11 protein-coding genes are annotated in these 13,615 nt (G+C 48.2%); 6 read left to right on the forward strand and 5 right to left on the reverse strand.

Annotation, left to right across the window (positions count from 1 at the left end):
• Positions 1–567: 567 nt before the first annotated feature.
• From G459_RS0113605 to G459_RS27490, 3 genes are all read left to right on the forward strand, one after another.
• Positions 568–2,166, forward strand: coding sequence for a DUF1593 domain-containing protein (locus tag G459_RS0113605; protein ID WP_051315218.1), 1,599 nt, complete (start codon positions 568–570; stop codon positions 2,164–2,166).
• A 463-nt stretch (positions 2,167–2,629) separates the two neighbouring features.
• Positions 2,630–3,085: an Hsp20/alpha crystallin family protein gene (locus G459_RS0113610; protein WP_026968147.1), complete on the forward strand. Its 456-nt coding sequence runs from the start codon at positions 2,630–2,632 to the stop codon at positions 3,083–3,085.
• A gap of 194 nt (positions 3,086–3,279) precedes the next feature.
• Complete coding sequence (locus tag G459_RS27490) at positions 3,280–3,522, forward strand: hypothetical protein (RefSeq protein WP_035455959.1); 243 nt, start codon at positions 3,280–3,282, stop codon at positions 3,520–3,522.
• 536 nt (positions 3,523–4,058) lie between these two features.
• Here G459_RS27490 and G459_RS0113620 read toward each other — a convergent pair.
• The 3 genes from G459_RS0113620 to G459_RS0113630 form a co-directional block, all read right to left on the reverse strand.
• Positions 4,059–4,925, reverse strand: a complete 867-nt coding sequence (locus G459_RS0113620) for an EamA family transporter (RefSeq protein WP_026968148.1) — start codon at positions 4,923–4,925, stop codon at positions 4,059–4,061.
• A gap of 15 nt (positions 4,926–4,940) precedes the next feature.
• Positions 4,941–5,324 (reverse strand): sensory rhodopsin transducer, encoded by a 384-nt coding sequence (locus G459_RS0113625; RefSeq protein WP_026968149.1) that lies wholly within the window; start codon positions 5,322–5,324, stop codon positions 4,941–4,943.
• A gap of 90 nt (positions 5,325–5,414) precedes the next feature.
• Positions 5,415–6,608, reverse strand: a complete 1,194-nt coding sequence (locus G459_RS0113630; protein ID WP_169725032.1) for a D-arabinono-1,4-lactone oxidase — start codon at positions 6,606–6,608, stop codon at positions 5,415–5,417.
• Positions 6,609–7,121: 513 nt separating this feature from the next.
• Between G459_RS0113630 and G459_RS0113640 the strand changes: the two genes are divergently transcribed.
• Positions 7,122–8,078 (forward strand): TIGR03885 family FMN-dependent LLM class oxidoreductase, encoded by a 957-nt coding sequence (locus G459_RS0113640; protein ID WP_035455963.1) that lies wholly within the window; start codon positions 7,122–7,124, stop codon positions 8,076–8,078.
• 1 nt (position 8,079) lies between these two features.
• On the forward strand, positions 8,080–9,708 hold the full coding sequence (locus tag G459_RS0113645; RefSeq protein WP_026968153.1) for an alpha-amylase family protein: 1,629 nt from the start codon (positions 8,080–8,082) through the stop codon (positions 9,706–9,708).
• Positions 9,709–9,711: 3 nt separating this feature from the next.
• Here G459_RS0113645 and G459_RS0113650 read toward each other — a convergent pair whose 3' ends face one another.
• Together G459_RS0113650 and G459_RS0113660 are read right to left on the reverse strand one after the other, a co-directional pair.
• Entirely contained in the window at positions 9,712–10,101 is a 390-nt protein-coding gene (locus G459_RS0113650) for a DUF1398 domain-containing protein (protein ID WP_026968154.1), read from the reverse strand.
• A 171-nt stretch (positions 10,102–10,272) separates the two neighbouring features.
• Positions 10,273–11,037 (reverse strand): helix-turn-helix domain-containing protein, encoded by a 765-nt coding sequence (locus G459_RS0113660; protein ID WP_026968155.1) that lies wholly within the window; start codon positions 11,035–11,037, stop codon positions 10,273–10,275.
• A 350-nt stretch (positions 11,038–11,387) separates the two neighbouring features.
• On the opposite strand from G459_RS0113660, the gene G459_RS0113665 reads away from it, so the two are divergent.
• On the forward strand, positions 11,388–13,478 hold the full coding sequence (locus G459_RS0113665) for a CehA/McbA family metallohydrolase domain-containing protein (RefSeq protein WP_026968156.1): 2,091 nt from the start codon (positions 11,388–11,390) through the stop codon (positions 13,476–13,478).
• Positions 13,479–13,615 lie beyond the last annotated feature (137 nt).

The following is a 13,615-nucleotide window of genomic DNA, read 5'->3' on the forward strand; positions in this document are numbered from 1 at the left end:
AACGAAACCTAATGCATAATCCGAGTTAAAATTAAAACGACCCATCTTCCGGTCAATTGTCAGGTGCAGGTGGATTTGTCACGTCATTTTTACCTACCGGGGCCGACCTTCTTCTGGTATCGAAGCCATAATTGAACCAAAAGCACCTTACCAATCAATGGATTGCGAGGCATCAAGATTTCCACTGGAGGCAGAAACCGGAAAACTTGTGAAATCAATGGGCTGAATTTATGAACCGAGGTTGTTTCCGTTATCCGCCTGCAATGTGCGGATGGACCTCGGCCTATTTTCATAGATAGAGGGCACCGGATTTCTTCCCTGATCTGGCCAGCAAAATGCGCCAGCTTTTCTCTTCGCTTTTGAAAAAAGTCAGGAAAAAGGAAGGGTGTTAAAGTTCTATTCAGTGCTAAATTCTCAAGACATTCTTTGTCTGGTTTTTTTGCGGAGACAACCATCGCTGCCTTGGCGGAAGATAAATCTCCACAGTTTTGGTTAGTAAACCACCATTGTCTCAACTAGGAGATAATAGATCCTTTCAATATATTTTGACAACCAAATCTCAAACCCATGATTTCCTATTTCTCCACAATCAAAGTTCTGGCAAAGGCTTTTGTTGTTCTTCTTTTGGCAATTCCCTTTACCCAGGCTAACTGCCAGACAAACCTAACCTCAGCTAAACCCAGAATCATTATCACCGCGGACCCAGAGTTGGACGACAATAATTCCCTGATCCGATTAATCTTATATAGTTCTGATTTACAGATCGAAGGTCTAGTTTATAACAGCAGCCAATTTCATTGGTCAGGAGATGGTAAAGGCACAAAGTGGTTTGTACCCGGTAGGGAATATGATCGATTCGGAATGAACGAATGTCCATGTACTTCCTGGCGATGGACTGAGGGAGAGCGATTTATCCACGATATCGTCGAGGCCTATGAAAAATCTTACTCTAATCTGAAAATCCACAATCCGAATTACCCAGATCCGGAAAAGTTAGAATCCGTCATTAGATATGGCAATATTGAGTTTGACGGAGATTTTAGCAAGGACACACCGGGTTCAGAATTGATCCGGGAATTGATTTTGGATGATAAACCCGGCCAACTTTTCATCACCGCATGGGGTGGAGCCAGTAGTATCGCCCGAGCGCTTTATACCATCAAGAGAGATTTTGAATTCACCAATGACTGGGAAAATATCCAAGCTAAGATCAACCGGAAAGTCATCCTTTTGCCCTCTGGAGATCAAGACGATACTTTCGCAAGCTATATTCTACCCAATTGGCCTAATATCGAATACCGACAATTCAGACAGGCACCCAACTATGGGTATGGTGCCCAAATCCGGGCTACCCCAGAAAATAGTCCTTACTTAACTTCGGCTTGGATGAAGGAGAATATATCAGACCGAGGGCCTTTAGGGGAATTATACCGTGTTTGGGGAGATGGAAAACAGATGGTCAAAGGCGATAAAGTCGATTACTTTGGTTTTGCCGGATATACCAACGAGCAACTGAAGGAAATGGGCTATTTCGTCTGGATGCCAGTGCAGGAAAAAGGTTCTTGGTTGGGAGAAGGCGACAATCACACCTTCATGAACATGCTTGGAAATGGCCTTCGGGCATTTGAAAACGGAACTTTTGGAGGCTGGGGAGGCCGGGTGATTAAAGCCACCCAAGCGGAGGCGATTCCGGGGATGGGATCCTCAGGATCTGCAGATGATATGGCTGCATCTTTATCCAATCAAAACCGGGCTCAAACGGATCTGGAGCCTTTTCCCAATTATTTCCCGGATGCTCAGCGGGATTTTGCTGCCAGGATGAAATGGGCAGTAACTCCAAACTTTCAAGACGCAAATCACGCTCCAGTGATACAAGCAGTGGGACCTTTGACGCTTATGGCTTCTCCAAAGCAGAAAATCAAATTGCACGTCAACACGACAGATCCGGATGGAGACGAAGTAATGGTAAAATGGAATCAGACACCGGTGAGTGGAAATGATGTTCAAGTGAGCTTTTCGCAGTCCGAAGGAAAAAATACTGAGCTAATTATCCCGGAAAATGCCAAGCCAGGTCAGACGATCCATGTGATTGCCTCCGCTACCGATGGAGGAAGTCCTGCGTTGACCAGCTACCAAAGAATCATCATACGAATCAAGGAACAGTAATCCCGTTGATTTGGCAACTCTTGTTATCAAATTGTTCACACAAGACATCAGACTGCTATCCAGATCACTAGGATAGTCTGATTTTCATTAACTGACTGATCATCTCCATTTGCGCCGAGCAAGTCGAATTTTTCTCTGCGACTGGAATAATAAATCTGAAGAGCGGGTACTCCTCTAAAAATTAAATCGCCTGGGCAAACGCTCAGGTTTTTTTATCGGCGGTGTAAAGACTTCAGCAGCCTCCTGACTGCTAAGGGTCATTTGCTGGGAGTGACAGTCATCTCGACTGACAATTTTTCAGTGAAATTGTGACAAAATTATCGTCCGATGCCGACTGGCATATTGCTTGTTTTTTGGCCCCAAGAGAATCGCGATTTATTTGTCTTCTTGAGTCGGGATCCCTGTTACTTTCAGGAGTGTTCCGGATCAAGATCGTTTGTTGAACCATTAAATTGAAAAAGCAATGAACACACTGATGAAAAGGAACGGTCTCAGCACCTTTCCAAGTTTCTTTGAAGATTTTCCCGGCAAGGGCCTGTTTGACTGGCTGGATACTGCGGGAATTGGCCAACTGTCCGATCGCTCCACCCTTCCGCGAGTCAATGTCGTAGAGACAGGCACCGACTACAAAGTCGAGATGGCGGCGCCGGGAATGAAGAAGGACGACTTTAAGGTCCAGCTGGATAACAACACGCTGGTGATCGAGGGCGAGAAGACGGCGGATCCGGCATCGGAGACCAACGAGGGGTATACGCACCGGGAATTCAGCTACAGCGCTTTCAGACGCTCCTTCTATCTGCCAAACACCGTAGAAGGCGACAAGATAGAAGCCAAGTATGCGGACGGGATTTTGACGCTGCTGATCCCCAAGCGGGAAGAAGCACGGCAAAAACCCGTCAGAACGATCCAAATTTCTTAATTAAACACAGCCAGTCCTAGGCCGGCTGGTTCGATTCATTATCCCTGCTGCATTTTACCCCGGCTGGCATTTCGCCAGCCTGAGCGGGGATTTTTTCCGCCTCGATGCAGAGTTATCGTCGCGGGCTAATTTAAACCATCCCGGGAAACGGGTTTTTCAATTTCAATTATTTAGTGAATCAAAATAGTTCTAAGATGGGCAACAATTCATTTCTGAGTTACTATAAGACTATCCTTGAAAAAGTAAGCTTTGACAACCGATTGGTTGAAAAGGAATATTGGAAAGCAAAACAGCTCTTACAGGGTCATGAAGCGCAGGAACTTGACAATTGGCTGAGCAGTACCGGCTTGATTCATAAGATAACCGCTGCTCCGGCTGGCAAATATTCCCTACCTGCTCCGCGCAGTCCCCGCCAGTACCAAAGTCAGGCGGAGTGACGGTTTTACGGCCTACAGTCCGATTTCTGAGATCTCATGATGATACAGCTTGATTTAAAGCAGAGAGCACTGCGTACCGGGTTTAGCCAATGGGGTGAAATCACCACTGATGGAGGGATTTCCACCACCTGAAAAAAGGAAGTTTATGTGATTTTGGCAGACTGAATGCGGTAGAGACACTGAACCTGTATGATATGGTGATCGGAAGGCTATCGGAGTATGAGCTGCTTGAAAAGAGATCCGGTTGGCAAATAAATTGTTTTAACACTGGCCGGGACACTGGCTATCTGTCCGTTGTCGTGCCCCCGGATCCTTGTTGTTGCATTAAACCGGAATTCTCATGGGAATCGAACTCGTCATATTATTCTTACTGGGAGCACTTATTGTCGCGGTCCTGATCGGGTATTTTGCAAGAAAGAAGTCCTGATCTCGGTTGCAGGATCAAGTTTCCTTGCCATCCGACATGGCTCTACCACGCGTCATCGGTTCATCGTGCAGGTAGATGTCTACCCAAAAACGGAGTAAGAATGGTCCCCTCAGGAGAGCGCTATCAATGCCAGCCCGATGGATATGATGGCAATGGCCAAAAGTCGTGTCTTGAAATTTTTCTTTTCATGGAGAAAGAAGATGGCGTAGAGGATAATCAGGAGCGCGCTGGATCTTTTGATGGAGATCACATAAGCAACCAGGATGAACTGGATCGCAAACATCTGTGTGAGCACGCTGGTAGTCCGGAAGACTCCTATGCCCAAGAGCTGAAGCCATCGGCTTTTAAGTTGCGCTAGAGGTGCTTTTGATTTTAGATAGACTATAGGAATAAGGTATAAGAGAATCAGAAGATCCTTGGAAAATGCCCAAAATATCGGGGATGTCTCTTCAACGCCAACCTTGTCAATATTGGCAGTGATGCTCCATAGGAAGGCCACAATCAGCATATACCGGGAGCTCTGGCTGTAGACCAAGTTCTTGAAAGGAGCAAAAAAGCCCGCTCGGTTCCCTTCCATATTCAGCAGGTAGGTGCCCGCTACTATAAACAAAATCCCCCCTATTCCGCTCAGGTTTGGAAACTGCCCGATCAGGATCGGAGAGCTCAGCAGCATAAAGAGTGGCGTCAGGGTGACCAAAGGCACGGTCACGGAAAGCTCCGCCCGCTTGATGGCTTTCATGTAGAGTAAGATGACCGCAAGCTGTATAAAGCTCGAGGAAAATAAGGCGAGCAGAAAGCGGCCTGACACCTCTTCGACACCCATCACTACTACGACGGGAGCAAGCAAAAGAGATATTACCAGATGCATGGAAAAGGCGACGGTGTATTCGTCCACGTACCGCAGATTTTCCTTGCTGAAGATATCTTTTAAAGCTTCTGAGATAGCCGTTCCGAAAGCCAGTATCAATCCCAGCATAGTGACGCAGGTCTGTTAATCTTCCTCAATTGGATAAGCCATCCCTCCCATAAGTCCCAGTTTACCGTCCGCGGTGATCTGCTTACTCCATTGTACTATCACAGGCGCACTGCTTTCCAACACTGCGGCATACGGCAGTCCAAGCGGAATCGCGTGTGGATCGATCAGGTCGTTTATCCGAAATTGCTTTACGCGTTCCGACTTGACTGTGAGCTGGTATCCTAACACGGGGTCACGGTCTGCGTAGTAGATAGTGATCGAAATATCCGCATCCATCTGGGAGGTGTTCAGGATGGAGATTTCATCCTTGCTGAGCATCTCGGGCTCTTTCCCGGTGCTTTCTGCGGGGATAAAACCTCCCGGAAATCCCCATTTTTTTTTGCCCCAATTCTTTTCCATGTGTTTGTTCTTTTAAAGTCGCAACCTGTCCAGAATGAGACTGGATAACCAGCTCTCCCGATAAGAATGAATGCGCAGGCAGCGTTGATTTTATGTATCCAAGATTTGCTTTAAATAGTCATTGAGAAAGATCCCATCAGGATCAAACTCTCTCCGCAACTGCATAAAATCATCCCATCGTGGATAGAGGCCCCTTATCTCTTCAGCTGTGAGCGAGTGCTTTTTCCCCCAATGAGGACGCCCTCCGTGAGCTCTGAAGATCGGTTCTATGTCATCAAAATAGGATTGATATTCAAGATCTACATTTTGCAGGACGGAGATACTCACCGAATCTCTCGAAAACGAGGGACTTAAATATACCTCATCAGCAGCAATGGTCCGATACAAAATCCTCCAGCCCACGTAGTGCCGGTGTTTTTCTTTAACCCGCTTCCGGATCTCCTGAAAGCAGGCCGGGCCCGCTTCGAAAGGAAGCAGGTATTCCATCTCCTCAAATTTAAGACTCCGCTCCTGCGGCAGGATCTGATACAAAAAGCCTTTCTGGTCTTCCTTTGCGGGAACGGCATAGGCTGGCCGTTCCACCTTATCGTCTATGGGATTGCATATTCTAAGCTTTACCAAGTCGTTTCGCGGATACCAGTAAAAATCAAACATCCGGTTGCCGGCTATCAGACCATCCAGGCTTTCCATACAAGCATCTACCCGTGCCCAAAACTCCTGCCTGACAACCTTCTCCGCTGGCACCGTCTGTAGCGTAAACTGGGTGATGATTCCAAGGGCTCCGAGCGACACCTTTGCCGCATTGAGTTGATGCAGATCAGAACCATCAATCTCGTGAATCTCACCCTGTCCGTCTATCAGCCGACATCCTGTGATCATGCCGGAGAGGTTTTGGAGTTTTCTCCCCGAGCCATGAGTGCCTGTGGCAAAAGCACCGCCGATAAACTGCAGATCCACATCACCGGTATTGTGCATACTCAGATCCTTTTGGATAAGGAGTTCTCCCGCTTCCTTAATGTCTGTGCCCGGCAGCATAGCTACTTGATTGGTGGCAGGAAAGTGGTTTACGAGGCCTTTAAGCCGCTCCAAGCTCATGACGATGTGGTCAGAGACGACCAGCGGAACCGAAGAATGGCCTGCGCCTACCACGCGGATTTGCTTGCCTTCTTTTTTTGCCCGGAGGACCACTTGCCTGACTTGCTCCTCATCCCGCGGTTTTTCTATCTCCCCGGGAGTGAATGCGACACTTCCTGACCAGTTCTGCCATCTTTCTTTTATGCTCATTGGGTACATGGTTAAAAACACCGGCCTGGGCGCGCCAGTTTCGTTCAGTTCTATATGGACTAAAATCTGTGCTAGGAAATATGGTCGAGTTGGGAGGAGTTAGAGATTTCGGTTCAGTGCTCGAAAGAGTCGCCACCAGCCTTTTACTCTTCCTATCGGAGGCTTGGCCTGGCCTGTTTTTGTTTTTTAACTCCTCCTCAAGCTTGGGGAAAAAAGGAAACGTTTTGCCTATCTTTTGGTACGACGCTAGGCATACGAAGCCGGTTCTTTAGGTTGCGCTCACCCAGCGAACGCATCACTTTTTCGTCTTTCCCAGCTCCGTTTTCGGCAATGGCGAATCGCTGTGAAAGCTTTGTTTCTCCCTGCTAAGAGGCACAGGCCAGAGGCTGTTTCATCTTCACGCTCTTGCATGGTTTTGGTTAAAATTCATCATGAAATTGACCACACCGGACGCAACACTTGGAAGAGGATCATAAATTCTGAACAAGCTACGTGATCCCTAAACACAAACACATGAAGATAGGATACCACGCCTCCCACGAACAGTTTTCCCCCTCGCATTTATTAAAGCTGGTGGGAATGGCGGAGGACGCTGGATTTAAGATGGTATTGTCCTCAGACCATTTCCACCCCTGGAGCGAGAGGCAGGGAGAGAGTGGATTTGCCTGGAGTTGGTTGGGGGCGGCTATGCAGGCAACTTCACTGGAATATGGTATCGTAAACGCGCCCGGGCAGCGGTACCATCCGGCGATCATCGCCCAGGCGGTGGCAACGCTGCTAGAGATGTTTCCGGGAAGATTTTGGATGGCTGCGGGGAGTGGGCAAGCGCTCAATGAACACATAACGGGTGAACGCTGGCCTTCCAAGGCTGAACGAAATCAGCGCCTGCAGGAATCGGTGGAGATGATGCGAGAACTGTGGAAGGGGGATTATGTGAGCTTTAAAGGCAGTGTTCAAGTAGAAAATGCCAAGCTTTTCACCCCATCGAACGAAACTCCGCTGGTCTATGGAGCTGCACTGACTGAGGTTACTTCGGCATGGCTGGGGGAATGGGCCGATGGACTGATTACTGTCTCACGGCCTTTGGATGAGTTGGAAAAGATAGCCAACGCCTTCTCAGAAAACGGTGGCCAAGGAAAGCCGCTGGCTCTGAAGGTGCAGGTGTCCTATGCTGAAAACAGGGAAAAAGCACTGGAAGGTGCCTGGGACCAATGGAGGAACAACATCTTCCCGAGCAGCGTGCTCTCGGATCTAGGCACGCCGGCTCAGTTTGACGAACTCGGACAGGACGTTCACAAGAAAGATGTGGCCCAACACGTCCTTATAGGGAATGATGCGGGCACATTTATCAATGCAATCAGAGAGTATGCTACCCTGGGCTTTAGTAAGATCATTATCCACAATGTTAACGATTGGCAGGAAGATTTTATATCCTTTTTTGGGAAAGAGGTCCTTCCTAATCTGAAGTAGAATGAATAAACTCTGGTATAAGAATGCGGTGATCTACTCGCTGGATGTGGAGGTTTTTAGGGATTCCAACGGGAACGGTGTGGGAGATTTCACCGGGCTGATCCAATGCATCCCTTATCTGGCCGGGATGGGTGTAGACGCCGTATGGCTTCAGCCATTTTATGATTCGCCCAACAGGGATGACGGGTACGATGTACGGGACTATTTCAAAGTGGACAGCAGGCTTGGAGATCTCGGGCATTTTGCCGAACTGGTGGATGCCGCCGATGAAGCCGGCATACGAATTTTGATCGATCTGGTGGTAAACCATACCTCAACGGCCCATCCTTGGTTTGAGAAAGCCCGGGAGGACAGCGACTCGAAATACAGGGATTTCTATATCTGGTCGGATCACAAGCCGGAGGATGACGGAAAGCATGCCGTATTGGAGGAGCTTCAGGGGCATACTAATTGGACATACGACCGATCCGCCAAGAAGTGGTATTACCACACTTTTTTACCCAACCAGCCAGACCTCAATATCTCGAATCCTGAGGTACGGGCCGAGATCATCCGGGTGATTCATTTTTGGCTCAAGCTCGGGATATCCGGGTTTCGGATAGACGCCACTCCCCACATGTTCAGAGAGAAAGGCAGCGAAAAGTTTGATGGAGATCCTTTGCAGATTTTACGGGATTTCAGAGAGTTTACCGAGGTCCACAACCGTGACGCAATTTTGTTGGCAGAAGTGGATGTGGATCCCAAGAGATATCGGGACTTCTTTGGCGATCAGGACAAAGTCCACATGCTCTTTGATTTTCACCTGAACAATTCGATTTTTTTGGCTTTGGTCACCGGAAAAGCAATTCCTGTAAGGAAGGCACTGCGGAAACTCCCCCGGCTTGGGGCGAGGGAGCAGATGGCCAATTTCCTGCGCAACCACGACGAATTGAGCCTAGCCCAACTTAGCAAAAAGGAACAGCAGACGGTCTTCAGCGCATTTGCGCCGGAGGAAGGAATGAGGATCTTTGATCACGGCATCCGAAGGAGGCTGGCTCCTATGCTCAAGAACGACAGGAAAAGGCTGGAGATGGCGTATAGCTTACTTTTTTCTCTACCGGGCACCCCCGTGATTCGCTACGGACAGGAGCTGGGAATGGGAGAAAATCTGGAGTTGAAAGAAAGGGATAGCGTACGGACGCCCATGCAGTGGGACAGCGGGAAAAACGGCGGGTTTTCTGAAGCTCCTGAAGATCAACTGATAAAGCCGGTTTTGTCTGAAGGAGAGTTTGGATACCAAAAGCTAAACGTAACAGATCAGCACCGCGATCCGGAATCCTTCCTGAACTGGATGACACGATGCATCCGTTTTAGGAAGGAAGTGATCGAGATAGGTCACGGAAAGTGGGATCTAATCAAAGTGAGCCATCCCGCGGTATTGGCTTTAAGCTTTCACTATGAAAACCGGACATCGTTGATCTTTCACAATTTTTCCGAGAAAGAAGTCATCGTTTCTTTCGAGTTCAAATCTCAGGATGAGATGCTGGATGTATTTGGGGATGTAAGATATGGGCAGTTCGATGCTCGGTCGGGTAACATCAAACTATCCGCTTTTGGGTATCGGTGGATTCGCAAGCGGAACATATTCTAAAGCCTATTGAGGAATTTGCTCCACCAGAATTTCGTTGCCTGCCAGGTCATAATAGGTACAGGTCATCTTCTCCATGCAAACGGCCCACTTTTCGATACCAAATTTTGCACTCATCCCGATGAAAGTCGGATAATCTGTCTTGCCCTGTTGATGCTCCTTTAGGCCCACTTTGAATTGCGCTCTGTCACATTCCGGAGCAATAGTCAGAGGTTCGTACCTTCCGGGTGCGGTGGTTTTGTAGTCCCTAGCTCCGGAGTAATTGGTGTGCCCATCCGTCACGAAGGTTTCGTAATAGGTCACCCCTAACTGTTTGATTTCTTGGATGTATGCAGGAAAGTCTGCACCTGATTTGACCTTGCTGTGAGCAGCTTTGATCTGTTCTACTGTAAACATGTTCTTGTTTTTTAATTGTGAAAAGGAGTTTCTGAAAAACACGCAACGTCCTACTGTCGAAAAGCAAAATACCGATTGATTTTAACCCTGGTTTTTTGATTATCTCAGTGCTGCGATTACCCTACAAAGGTGCCTTGGTCAATATGCAGGTGATTGTAAAAAATCGTTTTTCTACAGGAAGCGCTTAAAGTTTTCCGGTGTGTCGCCTGTAAACTGTTTGAAGTCTTTGATGAAATGGGCTTGATCGAAAAACTTGTTTTCGTAGCAGATTTCCGTCAGGGATTTAGAATGGTCCAAGCTCCCCAACACGGTGTTAAACCTGACGATGGACGCAAATTTCTTGGGGGTAGTTCCTACAATTTTCCGAAAACGTTTTTCAAAGGGGCTTTGGCTGATGAAAAGTTTGCCGATCAGCTCCTGGATGCGAATGGTTCCCTTGCTTTGGTAGATGAGGCGGACAGCCTCCACGACCAGTTTGTCGGCTTGGATTTCCTTGAGCTGTGAGAGTAAAAAATGCTCTACAGTCTTCACCCGCTGCGTGTCTGTGGTGGCTGTTGCCAATTTTTCCTCCACTTCCGCTACCCTGCTCTTTTCAAAGATATCCTCAAGGGAAAGGCTAAGATTAAACAGCTCATTGGCTGGATGCGACGCAAAGTGTGTAAAGCCGACTTCTGTGAAAAACACCAACACCGTTCCGATATTCGCTGAATTTCGGAAGACTTTGTACCCGTCGGAAATGCCCGTAATCCCGGCTGATGTCAGCTTGCTTTCCGCATTGTTTCTGATCGTGGCGAGCTGTCCGCGGTATTGAAAGCCGATCACCAATCCCGAAGACGGAAAAACGCGGTATTCGCTTTCCAATTCATTCTCCGACACCACCAGATATTTGATATAGGGTTTTAGTTGCTCTTGCGGAAAGTGTTTTTCGAATTTCATGAAGGATGTAATTTACTAATACGGTTACCCGTTTTTGTACAGTATTTAAAATTACAAATGAGTCTCGATGAGCTCGACCCGACGCATTGATTTGGGCGGAGTGGAGGATGAAAAGCTGCGAAAAGGTTAATGCTTCGGTTAAATCGAGGTTAAAATGCCCCAGTATTTTGCTAATCCAGGTACCAGCCCGAAAAAAATATAGTTAATTGAATCATAGAATTTTGAAGATCCACCTTTCTACTCACCTCATCTAAGGCTGATGAAAACCGAAAAGAACCTCTATCGGAGCGCTTGACCAGCGGGAGCGGAAGTAGAATCGTTGTTCCAGATAACCTTTTAAACAACAATTAATGAAACCCAAACTATTCCTGTTTTTTGCGACTTTATTGTCAATGAATTTCTCCCTGGCATTTGCCCAAAAAAAGGTGGACCTCTCCGACTTTTCCAAAGAATCCGGAGCCACGGTAAAGCAGACAGACGAGTCCATTGAAGTGACTTGGCCCGCAGGGTCCGGCGATGTCCAAGCCGTCTTGAAACTGGACATGGGAACCGACTCACCGCTTTTTCAGAGTATTGAACTGAAGGATGAAAAGGGCCCTCATGAGGTCGCCCGACAGGTAGACCCGGCGTTTGTGCTTACGGTAGGACAACGCGACCTGAGCAAGGAGAGCGGCTGGAATATCTTTTTTGACCGCACGGCTTACAATCCCTACGAAGCGTTCAGGGTCGAATTGGAAAAACGGGATATCGTCGTAAAGAGCCATGGCAACCGGACCATTGTCCAAGTGAATACCATGAAAGCGGGGAATTTTACGGGCTGGCTCGAGATTACACTTTTCCACGGAAGTCCCCTGCTGAACATGGCCGCTGTACTGAGCACCGAGGAAGATGCCAAGGCGATACTTTACGATGCGGGCTTGGTGAGTGATAAGGCCTGGAGTGAAGTCTTTTGGTCTGACACGGAGGGCTACCTACAATCATCAAAACATATTGCTCCCGATCAGGCCGCAGAAAATCTGGCGGTGAAATATCGGACGATCGTCGGCGAGGGTATGCAGGGAAGTTTGGCAGTGTTCCCTCCTCCCCATCAGTACTTTTATCCCCTGGACAATGCCTACAATCTGAAATACGTCTGGTTTGGAAGCGGCTACCGGCAATTGGTAGACGGATTCGGCCTGGGAATCCGCCAAGACCTGATGGGAGACAACCGTCATGTGCCCTGGTTCAACGCTCCACCGAAGACCAATCAGCGACTAAATTTCTTCATGCTGCTGTCAGCTTCGAAGGACGGGCAGATTCTCGAAGATGTAAAGGCCTACACGCATGCAGACCAATACAAGCCGCTGGATGGGTACCGAACCATGGCCAGCCACTTCCATACCGAGCACATGGACGATATCCTTACGCATAAGCCAGTGCCTGCTATTCCGGGACATGTGAAGGCATTGCGTAGCATGGGCGTGAACATCATGCATCTGGGAGAATATCATCTGGCTGGAAATCCGGGAGATCCGGGTCCCAGAAGACTTCCTGAATTGGAGTTGATGTTCAAGGAAAGCGCAAGACTTTCGACCGGGGATTTTTTGATGATCCCGGGTGAGGAACCGAATGTGCATTTTGGCGGGCACTGGATGAACATGTTCCCCAAGCCCGTGTATTGGATCATGTCAAGAAAAGAGGGGCAGCCTTTTGTGGAAGAGACCGAAGCGTATGGCAAAGTCTACCGGGTGGGCAACAAGGAAGAAATGTTGAAATTACTGGAAGAAGAAAATGGCCTGGCCTGGATTGCCCACGCCAGAACGAAAGGCTCCACAGGCTATCCGGACAAATACAGAAACGAAGCCTTTTTCCATTCGGACCGCTTCAACGGAGCTGCCTGGAAGGTGATTCCGGCGGATCTGTCAATACCCAACATGGGAAGACGAGTATTGGATCTGATGGATGATATGGCCAACTGGGGAGAGCGAAAGTATGTGATCGCCGAAGCAGATTTGTTCAAGCTGGAGCCCGACTACGAGATCTACGGCCCGATGAACATCAACTATCTGCAGTTGGACAAGCTCCCGAAGTTTGAGGAAGGTTGGCAACCCGTGTTGGAAGCGCTGCAGACAGGCAAGTTCTTTTCAGGAACCGGGGAGATTTTGCTGCCGGAGTTTTCTGTGGGCGGAAAAGAAAGCGGCGATATTATCAAGTTGGGCAGTGAAGGAGAAACGACCGTAAAGGTGACCATTGACTGGACGTTTCCCCTGCATTATGCTGAACTCATCGTCGGCGACGGGACGGAAGTCGTCCGGAAGAAAATCGATCTGAGCGAGACGCAGTCCTTCGGCTCTGAGGAGTTTGAATTTACAATTGAGCTGAAAAACAAGAAGTGGGTCAGACTGGAAGTATGGGATGTCGCCGCCAACGGCGCATTCACACAGCCTGTTTGGATTGAATGAAGGCTCCGAAGTGACAGCATAAGTGTCCAGCAGCAGTAGACTGGACACACATTTTCCTGATCTCTTTTGAATCCCAAAAAGCAAACTCTGTAGCCAGCTGATTACAGAGTTTGTTTTTTTAATCCGATAGTGATCGC

It is taken from the genome of Algoriphagus terrigena DSM 22685 (genome assembly GCF_000429445.1).
In the GTDB taxonomy this organism is placed as follows: Bacteria; Bacteroidota; Bacteroidia; order Cytophagales; family Cyclobacteriaceae; genus Algoriphagus; species Algoriphagus terrigena.